Origin of the sequence: Paenibacillus sp. MCAF9 (assembly GCF_052114265.1) — a bacterium.
Classification (GTDB): Bacteria; Bacillota; Bacilli; order Paenibacillales; family Paenibacillaceae; genus Pristimantibacillus.
The window spans coordinates 507,762-528,239 of the sequence record NZ_JBFREL010000004.1 but is presented as its reverse complement, the minus strand read 5'-3'; the positions used below and the strand labels follow the sequence as shown (position 1 = coordinate 528,239).

10 protein-coding genes are annotated in these 20,478 nt (G+C 44.6%); 3 read left to right on the top strand and 7 right to left on the bottom strand.

The annotated features are described in order from the left end of the window. On the top strand, positions 1-186 hold a 186-nt coding region (locus AB4Z45_RS10325), incomplete at its 5' end, for a hypothetical protein (RefSeq protein ID WP_441909071.1). 1,021 nt (positions 187-1,207) lie between these two features. Here AB4Z45_RS10325 and glpX read toward each other — a convergent pair. The 5 genes from glpX to AB4Z45_RS10300 all read right to left on the bottom strand — a co-directional run bounded on the left by glpX (position 1,208) and on the right by AB4Z45_RS10300 (position 14,773). After that, the gene (gene glpX, locus AB4Z45_RS10320) at positions 1,208-2,179 is read right to left on the bottom strand and encodes a class II fructose-bisphosphatase (protein WP_441909070.1); all 972 of its coding nucleotides are present in this window, start codon (positions 2,177-2,179) and stop codon (positions 1,208-1,210) included. A gap of 250 nt (positions 2,180-2,429) precedes the next feature. Further along, positions 2,430-10,991: a carbohydrate binding domain-containing protein gene (locus tag AB4Z45_RS10315; protein ID WP_441909069.1), complete on the bottom strand. Its 8,562-nt coding sequence runs from the start codon at positions 10,989-10,991 to the stop codon at positions 2,430-2,432. A 164-nt stretch (positions 10,992-11,155) separates the two neighbouring features. Beyond that, complete coding sequence (locus AB4Z45_RS10310; RefSeq protein WP_441909068.1) at positions 11,156-12,889, bottom strand: extracellular solute-binding protein; 1,734 nt, start codon at positions 12,887-12,889, stop codon at positions 11,156-11,158. 127 nt (positions 12,890-13,016) lie between these two features. Then, the gene (locus AB4Z45_RS10305) at positions 13,017-13,895 is read right to left on the bottom strand and encodes a carbohydrate ABC transporter permease (protein ID WP_441909067.1); all 879 of its coding nucleotides are present in this window, start codon (positions 13,893-13,895) and stop codon (positions 13,017-13,019) included. A gap of 23 nt (positions 13,896-13,918) precedes the next feature. Further along, positions 13,919-14,773, bottom strand: a complete 855-nt coding sequence (locus AB4Z45_RS10300; RefSeq protein WP_076268055.1) for an ABC transporter permease — start codon at positions 14,771-14,773, stop codon at positions 13,919-13,921. A gap of 268 nt (positions 14,774-15,041) precedes the next feature. On the opposite strand from AB4Z45_RS10300, the gene AB4Z45_RS10295 reads away from it, so the two are divergent. Together AB4Z45_RS10295 and AB4Z45_RS10290 are read left to right on the top strand one after the other, a co-directional pair. Next, a complete protein-coding gene (locus AB4Z45_RS10295) occupies positions 15,042-16,775 on the top strand; it encodes a sensor histidine kinase (RefSeq protein WP_441909066.1) in 1,734 nt (577 codons plus the stop codon). A 186-nt stretch (positions 16,776-16,961) separates the two neighbouring features. Then, positions 16,962-18,575, top strand: a complete 1,614-nt coding sequence (locus AB4Z45_RS10290) for a response regulator transcription factor (RefSeq protein WP_441909064.1) — start codon at positions 16,962-16,964, stop codon at positions 18,573-18,575. Here the strand turns inward: AB4Z45_RS10290 and AB4Z45_RS10285 are convergent. Continuing rightward, a complete protein-coding gene (locus AB4Z45_RS10285; RefSeq protein WP_441909063.1) occupies positions 18,572-19,612 on the bottom strand; it encodes an MBL fold metallo-hydrolase in 1,041 nt (346 codons plus the stop codon). The two genes, AB4Z45_RS10290 and AB4Z45_RS10285, sit on opposite strands and share 4 nt — an antisense overlap. Beyond that, positions 19,609-20,358 carry a class I SAM-dependent methyltransferase gene (locus AB4Z45_RS10280; RefSeq protein ID WP_441909061.1) on the bottom strand — a complete coding sequence of 250 codons (750 nt, stop codon included), beginning with the start codon at positions 20,356-20,358 and terminating at the stop codon, positions 19,609-19,611. The genes AB4Z45_RS10285 and AB4Z45_RS10280 overlap by 4 nt, the downstream gene beginning before the upstream one ends. Between the last annotated feature and the right edge of the window lie 120 nt (positions 20,359-20,478).

Sequence of the window (20,478 nt, the reverse complement as noted above, 5' to 3'; positions counted from 1 at the left end):
GGGGTGTTGGGGTGTTGGGGTGTTGGGGTGTTGGGGTGTTGGGGTGTTGGGGTGTTGGGGTATTGGGGTGTGGTTAGTCTAGTTAAGCTCGCTCGCACCACTAACGGACATAGGTTCCGCTATTATGGTGAATACAGCTCAAATAGCATTCTAACGGACATCAGATACGTTATTTATGTGGATTGAAGCATAAATACGGCCTTTGAAGCCTAATAAGAGACTGTATGTCCGTTAGATCCTTAAAAATAGGGGATTCCAAGCAAATAACGGATCTGATGTCCGTTAATTCATCTATGAGGAATTTTTTCGCAATAAAGGTTAATAGGAGCGTTTCCAGCACGAAATCAATATTAGTTTTAGGTGGGGGTTCTGGGGGGGGCTTAGGGTTGATGGGGTTGATGGGGTTGATGGGGTTGATGGGGTTGATGGGGTTGATGGGGTTGATGGGGTCGTTAGGGGCGTTGATGCTGACGAGGTTAAACCAAGTTTGACAGGTTAAGCTCGCCCGCTCAGCTCTAACGGACATAGGTTCCGCTATTATGGTGACTAAAGCTCAAATACAATTCTAACGGACATCAGATACGTTATTTATATAAATGGAAGCATAATCATGGCTTTTGAGACCAAATAAGAGACTGTATGTCCGTTAGCTCTTTAAAAACGGGGATTTCAAGCAAATAACGGATCTGATGTCCGTTAATTTCCAATCAAATAAGTTTTCGCAATTGTGATTAGTAGGAGCGTTTCCAGCACGAAATCAATGTTAGTTTTAGGTGGGGGTTCAGGGGGGTTAAGAGGGTTGATGGGGTTGACGGGGTTGACGGGGTTGACGGGGTTGACGGGGTTGACGGGGTTGACGGGGTTGACGGGGTTGACGAGGTTGACGAGGTTAGACCAAGTTTGACAGGTTAAGCTCGCGCTCAGCTCTAACGGACATAGGTTCCGCTATTATGGTGAATACAGCTCAAATACAATTCTATCGGACATCAGATACGCTATTTATGCAAATTGAAGCATAATCATGGCTTTTGAGACCAAATAAGAGACTGTATGTCCGTTAGCTCTTTAAAAACGGGGATTTCATGCAAATAACGGATCTGATGTCCGTTAATTTCCAATCAGCTGAGTTATATTCTTGCTGCTCATTGTATTATTAGAATGTTATTTTAATAGTGGTCGACCTAGCGGCCGACCACACCATTCCTAGTTATTTATCATTTTTTAAAAATGTTTTATTCGGCAAATAGTGCATAGCACGTACGAAACGGATCGTTTTGGTCTTAGCGCGCATGACGATGGAATGCGTTTCTGCCCTCTCGTCAGGAAAATACTGAACTCCGCCCAAAAACTCGCCTGGCGTTACGCCGGTTGCTGCAAAATAAACATCTCCCGTCCCTATCATATCCTCCATAGTGAGTACACGATAAGGATCTGCAATACCCATTTGAACACAGCGGTTGTACTCATTGCTATCCGCCGGCATCAGCCTTGCTTGCAGCTCACCGCCTAAACATTTTAGTGCTGCCGCAGCTAAAACACCCTCCGGCGCACCTCCCGAACCAACATACAAATCAATGCCTGCCTCCGGAAATGCTGGGGCCATCGCGCCTGCAACGTCACCATCCGACAAAAATTTTATGCGCACACCCACTCGGCGCAGCACCTTGACGATCGCTTCATGGCGCGTCCTGTCCAAAATCATAACCGTTAAATCCGAAACTTTCTTGTTTAAAGCGTCAGCCGCTTTACGGAGCGTTACATCCATCGGATCAGTTATCGACAGCTTGCCAACAAGAGCAGGACCGAAAGCGAGCTTCTCCATGTACATATCAGGAGCATGCAAAAGCTGGCCTTTTCCTGCGACTGCAAGCACGGACATTGCATTGTTAAGTCCTTTGGCTACGATTTCCGTACCTTCCAGCGGATCAACCGCTACGTCAACCTCGGGGCCATTCAAGCTTCCTACTTCCTCCCCAATGTACAACATCGGCGCTTCATCCATTTCCCCTTCGCCTATGACGACAGTACCGCGTATGGACACTGAATCAAACATGGAGCGCATCGCAGATGTTGCTGCTCCATCAGCGCTATTCTTATCGCCTCTTCCCATCCAAGGCGCCGATGCGAGCGCAGCCAGTTCCGTTACACGTACAAGCTCTAATGCTAATTCTCTCTCCATGATCCAGTCTCCCTTTGCTTTCATATGACGGAATAAATAATTAGAACACATGTTGAGGCCATTTCCGTTATTTAATATGTAACATATATTTATTTATGTCGCAATATATATTTACCATTCCTCATTAAAACATCATTAATAAACAAAAGTTTGCCTTAGTAGCAAGCATCGTTCGTCAAAAAGACAAAAGAGCATACTTCACAGGATTCCCTGTAAAAGCACGCTCTCTTTATCACTCTAAATAAAACAGTTATTCATAAACCTCAATCTCAAAAAGTGATGGACCATATGGAGGAAGACCTTTTTCTGTTACTAAAATACGTACATATCTAGCCTCCGCACTGCTTGCAAGGGTGATCGTTTCAACAAAGTCTTCCGCTCTCAATTCTCTGTTCAAGGAATGTACCGTCTTCCAATCTGTGCTTGCTGCCGATAAATCGCTTCCTGCTGCAGCAACTTGAATATCAATCGCTTTTCCATACGCAGCTTCCCAAGTCAAAATGATTTTATTAATGGAATAAACTTTTTCAAAATCAATATAAAACCATTCTGCATGATACGGAGCTGTATTATTGTCACTCCATTTTGCTTCCCATCTTGTACCCTTATCGCCATCTGTTAGCAAATGAGCAGGAAAAACGGCATTAAAGCTTGATGCAACAGCTTGCTTGTTAAGCGCCAGGTTCACTAGCACTGGATTCGGAGTGGTTCCAGGATCTGGATTGCCTCCGTTTCCTCCTCCTTCGCCGCCGCTTACCCATGTGCCATACACCTCAAACTCCCACAGGGAATAACCGTAAATGGTGCCCCTAGCAGATCCAACCATTCGAATATGCCTTGCTTCTTGCCCGTTTAATGTAATGTTGTCGAGACCGCCATTTCCTGCGGCTTCTGTGAATACATCCGTCCAGTCGCTTTCTCCTGGCGCTGCCGCTGATGATACTTGCAGCTTATAAGCTTTTCCATATGCTCCCTCCCAGCTCAGGACAGCACTTTCCAACTTATAGACTGCGCCTAAATCAATAGAAATCCACTGAGGATCTGTTGACTCCGACTCCCATCTCGTATTGCCCGCTCCATCTACAGCATTAGCTGCTGGTTGATTGCCTGATGATGCAGTAGCAGCTTTATGAAGAGCAATGTTTGCGGCAGCCGTCTTCACCTGCTGCTGCACCTCGTTGATGCCGTATCCTGCTGCGGCAACGGTGATGAGATACGTTTTGACACTTGTAAATAAATCTGCATTAAGCTTGATTTTTCCTGCCTCAACCGTATAGCTGCTGCTCTGGACAGCTGCACCGTCAATCGTAAGCTGCGTAATTGCGGCACGCCAAGCAGGAGAGTCTGCAAATGTCAGCTCAATGGTCTGTCCGACTTTGTTTTCAGTCGAATCGGCCACTAATACCGGTGGTGCTGCTACTTCACGAATAGCGACATTATCAATGTAAATCGTATGCTCACCATCAGGCGTAACAAAAGCACCATTTACGACGTTGCCAAGCAAAAACTTAAGAGTCATATCCACGTTGCTATTTGGTCGCAAACTTTTCTTATAAGCGGCAGCTGAATCACTAGTCAGATTAAAATGTACGCTTTCAGTGTTGTTGTATCCACCCAGCTCCACTGCTATCGGACGATTTACCGTTGACCATGCGTTAAAGGAAAGCTCATAGGATTTGCCTGCCTCTAGCTTGATTCCGCTTTGGTTAAACTGTGTGGACCAGCCTACAGGAACATTCCATTCTGGGTGCATGCCCCCATGGTAATAGATGTCGATTTGGGCAACACCATCTTTAGGTGTATATTTCGAATCTCCCCCATCACCAAACCAATGCACCCAGTTAGCTGACCCATTCGTCATTCCACCGTTTAGTACAAGGTTTCCATCTGCTGCAAGCATTAATTGATTAACACTTGTATCCGCAAAGCCCGTCGATTTGACATTAATCGTATATAATTGATCGCTTGCAAAAACAGATTGATCAATTATAATGCTGCCAGGCTGAAGCGTATACTTTGCACCAGCAAGTACAGCTCCATTCACTTCAATTGCACTAATCGCCGTTCTCCACGCTTCGTTATCTACAAAACGGATTTCTACCGCGCTCCCTACTAGGTTATCCGTTTTATCTGGTATTAAGGTTGGCGGGCGCAGCATTGGCGCATCCTTCACCTCAAGCACAACATTATCAAAGAAAATTTCGTGCGGAGCAGCTGCACTTTTTGGAGTTTTGCCAAGTAAAAACTTAAGCGCAACATTATCATCGGCCATCATCTTAAATGTAAATTCAAAATGCTGCATCGAAGGTGTCAGCATCAAAGGTCCCGTATAAAAACGCCTTGTATAACCAGCATTTTCGAGAGCCGCTTCGATGTCCCGTGCTACCGTCGAACTCGCATCAAAAGAGAGCACATACGTCATCCCCTTGGAAAGCTTAAGGTTCGACTGGTTAAACATTACGTTCCAGGCTTCCCCTCCTACGTTTGTTACCGCTATTTTTGCAGCTCCATTCGATTCCGTGAATGCTGCTGTACCTCCTTGCGTAAACGGCTCCCAGCCGCTTAGCCCATTGGAGAAATCTCCATTCTTAAGCGGAAACAAATCGACGCCTGTAAAATCAACATTCAAATTTGTTGTGCGAATAAGCTTAATGTTATCCAACTGAACCCCAGCGTTGCTGCCGCCTAACAAAAACTCAAGCTGCGCTTCCTCGTCTGTTACGTTAGGTGGCATCGTAAATGAGAGCTTATGCGAACTATTCGATGGATCTAGCTGAATCGCATGTGGACCTGAATAAATCGTTGATCCGTCTTTGCTCTTAAGCTGCACGGTAATGGTCCGACTAGTCGAAGCTTCTGCATCAAAGGTCAGCTCATACGAATCCTTTTGCAGCAGATTAATGCCCTGTTGGGTTAGTTTTATAGACGAAGCATTAGTACCACCATCTGAAATATTAACGTTTAACCTGCGCAATACTGGATCTACACTGATGTCAGCAGCAGCCGAATCCGTTGTTTTTGTATTCCAATAGAGCAAACGATCCATCGTCCCTAGATCAAAACCTCCATTATAAATGTGATTGCCGTTATTCAGTGGAGCTTTTGCAGCGCCTGGTTCAATTAACTCATCGATTTCCTCTAAATAAACATTTCCGATCCACACATCATTTACGTTTTGACCTAAATTGAATTCCAACCTTGCAGCAGCATTTGTTTTGTCTGTCATGAGGAAGCGATACTCATAATGACCGACCTGATCCTTCAAGGATGCTTCAAAGTTGTCAGAATAAATTCCCCAGCCGCTGTTCGCATCGCCGCCAAACTTCAAGCTCATGCTGCGCGGCGCTGAAGCCTTTGCATCAAAGCTAATTTTGTAGGCCTGACCTTTAACAAGCGTCACATACTGGACAAGCTGCAAGGAATATGGCACATTACCGCCATTCGAAATGTCTACTTTGGCAAATGGCGACCCGTCTAACTGATCAACCGAAACCTCACCCGCTCCGCCAAATTCAGCTCCATGAAGGAAATTCCAGTAATTCATATCTATTACCGGATTTTCTACTGTGATGTTCTTAACGCCATGAGTATAGGCAGGATCATAAATGAAATTGCCATCTACAGCTGCTTTGCCGTTTTGCGGGAACGTATCCTTTACAAGCATCGGTTCAACAGGCACCTTGTAAGGTCTGCCAGTAAGCTCATAAGCACGCACATAGTCAATCTCCATCTGAGCTGACAACAAGGAAGGATCGGGCTTCAACCCGCCGTCATAATTGCCTCCTACAGCTAGATTGAGAATAATGTAAAACTCCTTATCAAATGGTGCTGGAAAAGCATATTTTTCGGGTTGATCTGCTCCCCAGCTATTCCAATCATTAAGCGTTTGAAACAAATTCCCATCCACATACCAGCGCAGCTCACCTGGTTCCCACTCTAAAGAATAAGTATGGTAACCCGTGATGTCCTCACCTTGCGGAAATTCATACTGCGCACCGGTAATTTTGTTATTTGGAGCATTTTTGCCAAAATGAATAGTACCGTCAACTTCGCCTGGCACCCGTCCTCTAGCTTCCATAATGTCAATTTCACCTGAGGAAGCCCATCCTCCGTATTCACTGTCCTTCGGCATCATCCAAAACGCCGGCCATAAGCCTTGACCCGCAGGGAGCTTAATCCGCGCTTCGAATTTGCCATAAGCTTTGCTGAAGGTTGGACTGGTCCAAAGCCGGCCTGACGTATATTGTTTACCGCCAAAATTCTCTTTTTTGGCTTCGATAATCATTTGGCCATTCTCGATCTTTATATTTTCTTTCTTATAAAATTGCAGCTCGTTATTGCCCCAATCGCCTACGCCATACTCACTGCCGTTGCCAAGCTGATACGCCCACTTGTCAAGATCGACACCGTTTGTATCCAGATTATCTCCTACGCTGTCAAACTCATCATTCCATACGAGACTCCATATATTTTTCTCTTGAATACTTTGGATCACTTGAGCAAGCTCATAACCAGTTGACCTAATCGTGATCGTGTATGATTTAACTGCACTGAATTGGGTCTTATCGATTGTTAACTTTCCTGAGGCAAGCTGATACGCTTCTTTAGGAAGCTTCGATTCATCGACAAATACATCAGTTATCGCATTTCTCCAAGCCTCATTATCATTAAAGGTAATGTCAATATTTTGACCCATTTCATTATCGGATACATCTTTTGAAAGCACGGGAGGAAGCAGCAGCATAATATTATTTGAGCTGCGAGCCTTCTCGCCTGCTGCTTCCTTAGCTCCTTTCAGTTCAAGATGCACATTGTCGATAAATACGTCATGTGCCGTAGAAGGAGCATCAGGCTGCACTCCAAAAAGCAGTTTAAAGGTTGCGTTGTCATCCTTTGCCATAGTGAACTCGTAGCTGTACATTTTAGTAACCGTATCAAGCTGAACCTTTTCATTTAAGAAACGATTATAAGCGCTGTTCTCAACAACTGCTTCAATGGTTCGCGGCGAAGTTGCTCTGGCCAAAAAGGTAACGACATACGTTTTGCCTTTAACTAGCGCCAATGAGCCCTGCTGCAAAACAATATCCCACGCATTCAAGCCAGCATTCGCTATCGCGACTTTCACCGCACCATTGTCATCTGTAACTGCTGCTCTCGAGGGGCCATCATAAATGCCCTGAATATGCGTGCTCCAATCCTGCATTCCTGCATCAAAATATCCATTTTTGATCAAGAAGGCTTTACTTCGAGCATCCTGCTGCTCCACATGTATGTTGTCAACAAATACATCATGCTCGCCTATGACAGCTGCACCGTCCAGTTTACCTAGCAGCAGCTTAAACGTCGGCGTAATGTCGCTCTGAACAAGCAGCTCATAGCTGAACGTTTGTTTCGTCTGCGTTAATTGCACCTTTTTGGACAAATAACGCGTGCTGCCTACTTCAATAACAATTTCCATTTCACGGTTTTTGGATGAACTTGCATCTAACGTCACCGTGTACGTTTTGCCTTTAAATAGATTAATATTATTTTGCATCAGCATGACGTCCCAAGGATTAACACCTTCGCTCGCAATCGCAATCTTCATCTCTTCATTCTGAGCGTTAAAGTCCGCGCTTGAGCCCCATCCGTCATAACGTCCTTGCACATGCTCGCTCCAACTCACCTTGCCACTCGAGAAGTCGCCATTTTTCACTGGAAATTGATCTGCCAGCGCCAATTCGCCCGTGTTGTTGTTAGTCAATCGAATCATCTTAATATCGTCTAAATAAATGTCAGCCTGATGGCCGCCTAATAAAAATACCAACTGTCCATTAACGTCATTAGACTGCTCCATCGCAAACTGAAATGTATACTCCTTCATCTCGGAGGTAAGCGAGATCGTCTCTGGAGCGGCATAAGCCGTACCATCTGATTTGTACACACCAATCTGAATGGTGCGTGCAGTAGCTGCTCTAGCCTTAAATGTTACCTTATAATCGTTTTCTTTCAGTAGATTGATACCCGACTGCGTAAGCGAGATCGACTTCGGCTCTGTTTCGCCATCAAGATTCGATATTTTAAGTTCTCTAGTGTCAGCATTCACCGATGCTGCAGCGTTGCCTCCAGCCTTATTGAAATTCCAATAAGTCAGACGATCGATTCGACCTAGGTCGAAGCTGCCGTTATACACATGATTGCCGTTCAACGGCTCTTTAGGGTCGTTATCATGAAACGGATCTGGGGAGGCGGTTTCTTCAACCTTCACATTGCCGATCCAGACCGGATTCGTGCTTAGTCCAAGGTTGAATTCGAGTCTAGCCAGCGTATCCGTCTCGGCTCCCATTTGAAATATCATTTCATAAGATTGGATATTATTTGTCAGCTTTACATCCATAATATCGGAGTACGTCGTCCAGCCGCGTGTTTCCCCTCCGCCAAATTTGACTGTCGCATTTCGATTTGCATTCGATTTGGCGTCAAAAGTGAGCTTATACCATCTGCCTTTACCAAGCGTTACATTCTGAATGAGTTGAACCGCATGTATAGCATTCCCGCTGCTCGTAATATCCGCTTTGGCATAATTTACACCATTTAAAGCTTCAACAGAAATCGAGCCGTTGCCTTGGAATGTGCTTACATGCACAAAATTCCAATAATTCGTATCTAAAGCTTGATTCGCCTCAGCAATTGTTGTGAATGGCTTGCTGTAGCTATTATCGTATACAAAATTGCCTGCAATCGGTTCCTTATATTGATCTGGATATGGCTCTGAGTCGATGCTAGGCTCTACAGGCGTCTTATACGGCCTGCCAGTTAGTTCATAGACACGAACATAGTCGACTTCCATTTTCACTGGCAGGAGTGATGGGTCTGGTGTTATCCCACCGTCAAAATTACCGCCAACAGCCAAGTTCAAAATCATGTAAAACGGCTTATCAAACGGAGCGGGAAACGCATATTTTGCAGGTTGATCTGCTCCCCAGCTATCCCAATTATTAAGCTTCTGGAATAATTGTCCGTCAACATACCAGCGAATTTCACCAGGCTCCCACTCTACACCGTAGGTGTGATAGTCAGTAATATCCGTTTCTTCTCCAAAAATGTAATCTGCACTTTTTGACTTGTTTGCCGGCCAGTTTTTACCGTAATGAATGGCTCCGCCGACTTTGTTCGGTAAGCGGCCGCGCGCTTCCATAATATCGAGTTCTCCAGATGAAGCCCAAACCCCATACTCGCTATCCTTCGGCATCATCCAGAAGGCAGGCCAAATGCCGTTGCCTACCGGCAGCTTCATGCGAGCTTCAAATTTTCCATACGTTTTATTGAAGGTAGGCTCCGTATAGAGTCTGCCTGATGTATATTTCTTGCCGCCAAAACCATCATCGTCAGCGGTGATCGTTAATTTCCCATCCGCTACTTTAATATTTTCGGAGCGATAATACTGTTCTTCATTGTTCCCCCAGCCATCAAGACCATATTGAGAGCCTGTGCCTAACTGATAACCCCATTTGTCGAGGTTAACGCCGTTTGTATCAACGTTGTCGCCACTTCCATCAAATTCATCATTCCATACAAGCTTCCATTCATCCACAGGTGTTGTTGTTGGTGTCGCCGACGGCGCTGTCGTTGGCGAAGATGTCGGTGAGTTTGTCGGTGCTGCTGTTGGAGTTGGTTGCGGAGTCGTTTGACCGCCACCACCGCTTTGACCTGAGCCAGTCAGTTGTCCTGTTTTTACAATTCCGTTCTGAACAGTGACATCACTGCTTTTGCCTAAGCTATTTCCATTTAATGTCGTGCTTGAACCTGTATTAATTATTTGATTTACAGTACCATTTACCTGAATTGTCGTTCCTTCAGCTGTATCCGAAATCGTAAGTAATTGACTGCTTGCTCCAGCATCAATTTGAATATCAGATCCCGTTTCCACGATGAGCTGCTGCACCTGCGAAGAGCCTGTGAGTACGACGCGTACTTTTCCAGCAGGTTTATTCACAATAAGCTTATTCAGCTTCGAATTTATAAAATGAATGCTGTTGATTCCGCCCCCATTGATGTAGACCGTTCCTTTCACATCCACATCCGTTAAAAAGACATCGCCTTCGCCAATTCCCTGCGTTAAGAACAAATCCTTATCGATAACAGTTTTGTTGATCTTTACTCCCGCTGTATTTACGACAGCATTTCCGGCTATTTTCAAATCCTCGTAGGTGCCGGCTGCATTAATGATTTCACCAGCAATTCGGTCAAGCAATGTGATGGCTTCTGCACGAGTAATCGGTTTTTTCGGCCGAATGGTTTGATCCGGATAACCCGTTATGTATCCTCCTTCCAGCAGCTGCTCCAACGGTACTTTTGCATAAGCTTGTACTTGATTATAATCCGTAAAGCTAGATAGCTGATTCCCATCTGCCGCAGCCTGCTTAAACAGTTCGGCTGTTATTTTCACAGCCTCCTGCCTCGTAAGTGGTGCGTCAGGCTTAAAGCTGCCATCCGGGTAACCGGCAATCACTCCAGCTTCCAACGCAGCAGCAACCTGCTTGCTGTACCATGCGTCAGCGGCTACATCTGTAAAGGTATTCGAGCCTTTAGCTTCAAACTGAAAGATCGCATGGACCAGCTTTGTAAATTCAGCTCTCGTTACTTGACGATCAGGCTGCAAGCTCCCATCCGGATATCCGCTAAGCATCCCCTTAGAAATCCATTTTTCCAACACTTTCTCGCCCCAATGCGCCGTTCCCTTCCCATCTGTAGCTGTCGCCGCACTGACAGCCGGCAAGCTGCTTGTGAGCATCATGAACACCAATATTATGGAGATAAACCGTTTATTCATGCTTCTCCTACATCCTTTCCGGATTATGAAATAAAATGATAACGCTTACTTGTCTTTTCAAGGAAACAGCCTGCCCCTTACAGCTAAATGATAAACTGCAACGTGACAGACTGTTTTCTCTATCTATTAAACTTTTACATGATGCCTCAGTTGAAAATAACTCCTTATTTTACGCTGTTGTACCAATCGTTAACTTCTTTTGTAATTTGTTCGCCGCCTGATTTTTTCCAGTTTTCAACCATCGTGTCGAACGAATCTACCGGTTGTTGCCCATATACGATTTTGCTGAACGTTTCATTAAGCAGCTTGTTCAGAAGCTCGTTTTTGCTTTGCATCGTTTCCGTCAAAGGACCCATGTAGTAGTTTTTCATACGGATCGAATTTTGGTCCATAACCACTTTCATCGCATCTGTATTCTCTTTTAGACGTGTATTAAACTCTTGTTTCTCGTATGGCGTTACCGGCTCTGCGCCGGCAGCAAGCTTAACATGCGTTTCTGCATAAAGAGTAGGAATACGAGCGCCTTCAAAAGTGAGCGTGTAGTAGAGCGGTGGTGCTGTTTGATCCTTCAAACCAGGGAATAGGTCTGGGTATTTTGCAATATCCGCAGTAATAGAGCCGTCTGGAAGTGTTGCATAATCATAACCTTCTGCGAAGCCCTTCTCGAACTCGCTGCCCGGCTGCGGGTTAGCCATATTATCGAAGAACCAGTTATAGTAGTGCAAAATAGCTTCAGGATTTTTAGCTTTTTTGTTTACGAATACATAACCGTTTGCTGGCGGGTTGCCGCCTGCGGAACCAATTTTGCCGTCTGGACCAGCAGGAATTGGATACGCTTTATATTTTGCGCCAGGAACGTTGTTCAGAAGATCTGGGAAAGGCCATGCTGGAAGCCAGTTTGGTCCAAAAATAATTCCCGCTTCGCCTTTCGTAAACAATTCCGAGCCCGTTGATTCATCAAGCAATGCTGAATCTTGTGAAATGTAGCCTTTGTCTAACCATTCTTTTAATTTTGTTAATGCATCTTTAGCTGCTGGATTGATCGAACCATGCGCCAAAGATCCATCCGCTGCTTGATTCCATTGACCAGGCATTGTGCCATAAGCACCAAACACGAAGCCGATATCAGTCATCCAGTTAGCGAAACCATTTTTGAAGCCCGTTGCAAGGCCAATTGTATCCGCTTTGCTGTCTCCGTCTGGATCATTCTTAACGAATGCTTCCATAACCGTTTCCATTTCTGCAAGCGTTGTTGGAGCCTTAAGGTTAAGCTTTGTCAGCCAATCCTCACGAATCCACATGACATGATCTGCATTGTAGGCATAATCAAGAATAGGCAAGGCCATTTTGTCAGCGCCCCGGCTAATTGGCAGCCAGATGGTTGGATCAAGATCAAGGCCTGCTTTGTAAGTATCATTCGCGTATTTGTCGACCAAATCGCCTACCGGCATAAATTGACCGGAGTCGATCAACATATTAACCGTTTCCATATCTCCGCGGTAAGTGACAACATCCGGCATTTCCTCACCTGATGACAGCATAAGGCGAAGCTTTGTTTTGTATGCATCATTCGTATTCGTTACAACCCAGTTGTATTTAATGTCAATGCCAAGTCTTTCTTTGATAAGACGAGTATGAACATTATCCTCAATGGACTCGCCTTCTTTGAAGATTGAACCATTTTGGTTAAGACCCCATACTGTCGTTAGCGTAATTGGTGTCGTATACTTGCCATCCGCAAAGCCTTCAGTGCTTCCTTCTTCAACCTTGGCTGGTTCGTTGCTCGCTTTGTTTGTTGCTGCCGGACTGTTAGTCCCCTTGTTCGTGTTGTTTCCAGAACAAGCTGCGATTGCGAGCATAAATGATAGTACCAATAAGACCGAAAGCGACTTCTTCATGCCTTTACCCCCGTAAGTTAATTTTTGTTATTATTAACGATATTTGTAATATCGCTTGTTACCAATATACAGCTCTCTTTACAGCTCCGAAAGACCATAATTTTGTTATTGATGCCTTTTTCTTGCACTATTCTTTGACAGCCCCCATGATGATGCCTTTCACGAAATATCGCTGTAAAAAGGGGTATACAAGCAGTATCGGCAATGTACCAATGAAGATTTGCGCGGATTTAACGGTACGCTGCGAGATATGCTTAAGCTCGTTGACATCGGGATTTATTTTATTAAAATCCTGCTGTACAATAATCGTTTGCAAGAAGGTTGCTAATGGATATTTTCTATAATCTGTAATATATAACAATCCATCAAACCATGAATTCCAATGTGTAACCATGGTAAACAATGAAATTGTAGCTAAAGCCGGCATTGAAATGGGTAAAAATATACTCCAAAGCGTTCGGAACTGTCCTGCTCCATCCATGAGCGAAGCTTCCTCCAGCTCCTTTGGTACTGCCCGGAAAAAGTTCATTAGAAGCACCATATTAAATACGTTGATCGCCCCTGGCAGAACAAGCGCCCAAATCGAGTTCATTAAATCCAAGTTGCGAATAAGCATGTACGAAGGAACAATACCACCACTGAATAACATCGTAAAGAGAAAATACCACGTATAGACCGAACGGCTCTTAAATGTCCGTCCATCTTTGGATAATGCATAACCTGCTAGAATCATCAAAGTCATGCCGACGAGCGTGCCGAGTGCCGTACGCTTAAAACCTACAAAAAGAGCATTGTGAAAATTATCGTTATTCAGCGTTTTGGAATAGGCTTCAAAGTTGAAGCCGATCGGCCATAGCTTGACCAGATTCGCGTTGGCTGGCGAGCTGGCGCTTAAGCTTACAGCTAAAATATGAACGAGCGGAATAATACAAGAAATACAAATGATCGCGAGCAAAATATAGTTAAATACTGAAAAAGCTTTATAACCTGTTGTTTTGTGATACATACTTTTTCTCGCCCCTCTCTTTCCTAGAAAATTCGATAACCTGCATATTTGTATGCCATTCGGTAAGAGAAGACGATCATGATCAAACCGATTAGAGATTTAAACAAACCAACAGCTGTTCCAAAGCTGTATTGACCATTCAATATCGCTGTCCGATAGACGAACGTATCGATAATGTCTCCCTTATCGTATACAAGCGAATTGTATAGATTGAAAATTTGATCGAAGCCCCCGTTCAAAATATTGCCGAGGGACAACGTGCCTACGACAACCGCGATTGGAATCATCGACGGAACCGTGATGTGCAGCGTCTGCTTCCAGCGCGTGGCGCCATCCACCTCAGCCGCTTCGTACAATGAAGGATTTACACCCGCCAGTGCCGCAAGAAACACGATGGTGTTAAAACCGAAGTTTTGCCAAATATCGCTTACGATAACGGTAAAACGGAACCAATCCCCGTTGCCAAGCCAAAATACGGAATCTATGCCGAGACTGTTGAGCGTCTGATTCACGATTCCTTTACTGCCCAGCATGTCAGTAAGGATCGCACCTAAAATTACCCATGATATAAAATGCGGCAAGTACACCAAAGTTTGTACCACTCGCTTAAACAGCATTTTTCGAACCTCATTAAGCAGAATCGCGAACGTGAACGGCACGATTAAGCCAAAAACGATCTTTAAGCCCGAAATGATTAACGTGTTCCAAATGACCTGTTTGCTATCTGGATACTCAAACATAAAGCGGAAGTGCTCCAGTCCAACAAGCTTCGAATGAAACATGCCGTTATAAGGTTTAAAATCCTGAAAGGCCATAATTAGCCCGCTCATTGGTACATAAGCAAATATAAAGGTAACAATAGCCGCCGGAAGCAGCATGAGATGCAAGGGCCAAGTACGGCTAAATAGTTCTCTCGCTCTTTTATCCTTTTGTTGTCTTTGTTTTTTTTCTTGCTGCAGCGGTTTGTTTAGCGCACTTTCCACTGTTCTGCCCCTTTCCAAACAAAATTTGATTTGAGTTTTTTCATCTCTCCTGTATGATTAATTTTACCAGCAGTCTCTCCTGTTCTATAGACCACGATCTTTGGAAGCATGCCATTTTGTTTACTTATGTATCATTATTTTCATAAAAAGAGAGGACTCCAGCATGCGTTTAAGAGAAAACACATTTGCCAAAATGATTACATTGATCGTCCTTTTGCTTATCCCGATCATTATTTTGTATACGCTTTCTATACGAACAAGCATCGGAGTTATCACGGAAGAAATGAAATCGTTGAAGCAGAAGGACATTACATTTCTAGCGAGCGAGGTTGATAAAAGCGTAACAACGCTATCGACGCTTGGCTTTCTGCTCAGCGAAGATATCCATATCCAGCAGCTGCAAAATTTACATTTAATTGAAAGCACATACCAGCGAAACGATGAGAAGCTGCGCATTCTCGAGAGGCTTCGCCTGCTCAATGTCGCACAGCGCTGGGATACGCAATACAGCATTACAGCGCCGGCAAGCAAGCAGCTCGTCTCAACAAATACGTATCTCTCGTATGATCTCGAATCGATCAAAAAAATATTGACCCCGACCTGGAAGTACGAGGAAATGACGATTCAAAACATAAAGCAAAATCGTTTCGTACGCCATATCGTCAAGCCAAAAAGCAAAATCACCGATATCGAGAAAGCCGGTATTATCGTTGAGATTTCTTTTCCAGAGGAGCATCTCATTAAAGATTTGGATACTTTCAAGCTGGCAGGCAAAGGCGATCCGTTTCTTGTCCATTCCGATGGGCGCATGATAAAAAATAAAACGGCTGATAAAGAAATGACCAAGAGCATTCAAGCGCTGCTCAAAAAAATGACCGTCCCAGAAGCGTCCAATCAAATTATGACGATAAATGGGGATGATTTTCTCGTCACCTCTGCGCATGTAAAAACGTTGGATTGGTATTTGATTGACTACGTACCGCTCGCAAATGTTTTGAAACCAATCGTCAAAAGCCAAAATTTATTTTACGGCTCCGTCGGTTTGCTGCTCATTATGAGCTTGCTCGCAGGTTATTTGCTTTATCGAAATGTACAGCGCCCAATCGGTTTGCTTATTCGGAGTGTGAAACGGCTGCAGGAAGGCAACTATTCCGCAAGAATAACGGTAAACCCCAAAAATGAATTTACTTATTTATTTCAAAGATTTAACGATATGGCTGCGAATACGGAACAGCTCATTCAGAAGGTTTATGTGGAGGAGCTTCGCAGGCGTGAAGCTAATGTAAAGCAGTTGCAATCCCAGATTAATCCGCATTTTTTATACAATTGTTTCGCGCTCATACGCAGCCTTGCTAGGCTGGATAAGAAGGAATCTGTCATGCGGCTTGCCATGCACTTGTCTACCTATTATCGCTATACGACACGGGTCGAGAAGCTGACCGCAACGCTGAGGGAAGAGCTGCAGCTTGTTGAGAGCTATCTGGAAATTCAACAATTTCATATCCAGCACCTGTCCTATCGCATCGAGGTGCCTGATTCGATGCTTGGTGCTCAGATTCCGCGTCTGCTCCTGCAGCCTGTCGTTGAAAACGCGGTGCTGCACGGGATTGAACGATTTGACGGTGATGGGCTCATCACCATTTCAGGTGTTAGCAATGATCGCTATCATACGATTATTGTGGAAGATAACGGGATGGGGATGACGGACGAAGCCCTTCGAAAGCTTGAGAAAAAAATTATCAATCCGCCTGATGATACGAGCGGCTGCGCGCTGTGGAATGTTAGGCAGCGGATGCTGTTCCAATTTGGATCTGAGGCTTCAATCAGCTTCCGAATTCGCGAAGAAGGCGGCGTTGCTGTGTACCTGTCTTGGCCGCATGAAAACTATGCCAACTAGGCGTGTCTGAAAACCCGTTCAGTGGCACCTTTCACCGCCTTTTCGCCCCCTGCTTCGTTCCGTTTGCTTGAAGTACCCCCGGTACGCCTTCACAAACGCGCCTTGCATGGAACGAAAATTCGGCAAAATTTGCTCTCCTCAGAACTCTCAGACACGCCTTAGATGAATGAATAGGAGCTGTTCACCATGTATCAACTTTTAATTGTCGATGACCAGCCTGATCTCGTAGAGGATTTAGCCAGTAATTTGCCATGGAGCTCAGTTGGCATTGATTCCGTCTACCTTGCACACTCTGGGCGGGAAGCGCTTGATATTATGCAGGCTACGCCTATTGATATCGTCATTACAGATATTCACATGCCCGGCCTCTCCGGCCTTGATTTAATCGAGCTAATCAAAGCTTCTTGGAGCAATGTGAAATGTATTTTATTGTCCGGCTATAATGATTTTGAGTATGCACAAAAAGCGCTTCAGTTCCAAGCAAGCGACTATTTGCTGAAGCCTGCTGAAGACGAAGAGCTGCTGCAAGCTGTTCGGAAAGCCGCTTCCCAGCTGGAAGAACATTGGAAGGAGGTCAGCTCGCATCAAAGCGCGCTAACCTCTTTGAAAGAAAATGTCCCTATTTTACGAAATCATCTTCTGCTCTCTCTTCTGAAGGGACAGGCCTACAGCGACGAAAAATTAAAAGAAAAGCTCGACATTCTGAACCTAACTTTTCATCCAAAAGAGCCATATTGTATGATGCTTATGCGAATGGAGGACTACTTCTATGAGCAAAGCGAACGTGACAGCTCGCTGCTTGAATACGCCGTGTGCAACATCGCGGAGGAAATATTTACAGAGGAATATAGGTTATGGCATACGAAGGACGAGCATGGCTACTTTGTATTTCTCATTATGGGCAAAGAAAATCAGCGCCAAGAACAAGCTTCCATGCTGCATCTCATTGAGCAAAAAGCAGCACAGCTTCAGCATTATGTGAAATTGTATTTAAAGGGGACCGTATCGTTAGTCATTACGAAGCAGGATGTATTTCCGCATGAGCTGCGCGAAACCTATGATTTCTCGCTTATCAACTTTAGACAGCGCATTGGCAGTGAACGCGGATTTCTCCTCACACTGACAGAGGAATCACAGCAAGGAGAAGCAAATTCTCTCTCTCATTTATACAATCCGCCGCTGCTTATTCATTTGCTTGAGGCAGGACAATGGGACGCGATCGAGGAGAAACTAAATCTTGCCTTTGAGGAGCTGGAGCTTAAATGGGGCGAGTCGCATGAGCATATTTTGGAAACCTATTTCATGATTGCAAGCTCGTTAAGTTTCTCCATTCATAAAAACAAGCTGTGGATGTCCGACATTATGGGATCTGAGTTCAATCAACTGCTTAGCGGTCCCCACTTTCATACGATTAAACAGCTTCGCACTTGGACGTCTGGCATACTTGATAACTATAGAAGCCATATGACTAGCAAAGTACAGCATTCTCGTTCCAGTACGATTCAGAAGGTTCAAGAATATGTTTCAAGCCATTTAGAAGACGCTTCACTGCAATCGATTGCTTCCCATGTTTTTCTGAATCCGTCCTACTTGTCAAAAATATATAAGCTGGAAACCGGCGAAGGCATAAGCGACTACTTATCCAGATTAAAAATGGAAACGGCAGCCCATATGCTTCGCACGACAACAGACAAAATTTACGAGATAGCAGCTAAAGTCGGTTATTTGAAAACGAGTTATTTCATAAAGGTGTTCAAAGATCGATACGGTATTACCCCGCAAGAATTCCGTGATCGTTAAGCGGTGATCGCAAAATAATTATAAATGCCATCTTTTTCAGTAGAAGAGATTCGAGCTTGACGCTCCAAATATACCAAATGCGCAAGTGTCTCCGACATTGCAAATCTCAGCTGATGCGCATTCCCGTTCAGACGATTGCCGAATAGAGCCTCGCACATGCCATAGGCGGTGCGGGGCTCTTCTTCGAGCATCCGAACCATTTTGTCTAGCCTCCGTATATGATGCTGCTGCAGCTCCAATATCCTGCCATGGAAATCGGCAAAAGGATCCCGATGTCCTGGAAAAGCCAATTGAACCTCATAATGAGCAAGCTCCTGCAAGCTGCCTAGAAATACTTCCAATGGATCGCCATCCTCACCAGGCACTATGCTCACATTCGGGGTAATATGGGGCATCACCTGATCTCCGCATACCATCCATTTGCGTTCTTTCTGATAGAAACATAGCTGACCATTTGCATGACCAGGCGCGTCAATTAGAAGCCAGCTCATTCCGCCAATTATGATTTGATCTCCCGCTTCGATATAAGTTACCTTCGGCTGAGGGGATACCATCTCCACAAAGGTTTCAAGATTTTGCGCAATAGCCTCTCTCTGTTGAATCGGCATACCGTGCTTCGCATATAGAGTCTGGAGCTGCTCGCCGAACTCGCTTTTTTCTCCCCACAGCCTAATCGCATAGTCATGTGCCCTGCGTGAAATAAAAACGGGCGCCCCGCTTCTCTCTTGCACATAACCAGCGAGTCCATAATGATCGGGATGCTGATGCGTCAAAATGATTCTTGTAACATTGCGCCACTCCAAGTTATGATGCTGCAAGACTTTATCCCATACTTGAATGGCTTCGTCCGTTCGCAGTCCCGGATCAATGAGCGTATATCCCTGTTCTTCGGGTATAAGATAGCTATTAACCCACTTGAGGGAAAAGGGAACCGGGACCTTTACCTGCAGCCATCCTTCCTGCCACGAAACCGTATGTAAAAACTCCTGTTCATTTGTAGACGGCCTGCTGCTTGAATCCTTGTTTTCAAATATCATTTTTTAGCTCTCCCTGTCATAATCATTCGCGGAGAAGCCTCTTGATCGTATTTCGAACCATCGTAATTGCCGTACAGCTTGTCTATTCTAAGACTGCAAGCATCTAGATTGTTTTCGAACCAGTCTAGATTGTACAGCCTTACCTGTTCTAAATACTGTCTTGGCTTCTCTTCTTTGTCCGGATTGAAGATTGAAATGCCCTTCTGCACCCAACCATTTGCAATGGATCTTGCCTCTTGTATAAGCAGACCTGTCTCCTCATCGATACGTTCCGATCGGGGCACTAAGGTTTGCGCCACATAAATAGGATTAAGGAAATCGATTAAAAAACAACCGTCTAAACGCAGCACTCTCCGAATATGCCGAAGCACGCTCACATTGTCTTCCTCTGCTGTGAAATAGCCAAATGAGGTAAATAAATTGACAGTAGCATCAAAACGCTCCGCCTCAAACGGCAGCTCTCGCATATCCCCTTTAACCCATTCAACAAGTCCATCTTCATCATGACGTTGAGCTTCATCAAGCAATGTAGTCGATAAATCCATTCCTGTAACGGTGTAGCCAAGGTTTGCTAAAGCGAGTGAATGCCTTCCCATTCCACAGCCTATATCAAGTACATGAGAACCTTCCGCCAGCTCTAGCCAAGCGATCATTTTGGATGCTTCTTTATTTGCATTTTCCCAATCGCGATGTTTATAGACAAGCATATAATCGGAGCCGAAGCTCTGTTCGTACCATGGTTTCATATTAATGCTCTCCTTCATCATGGTCATGCGAATTGCTTGCGAATGATGATCACTTAATTGTACTTGAATTCCAACATGCTGGCAAAATCGAATCAAATAAGCATAGTTTTCAAATTATAC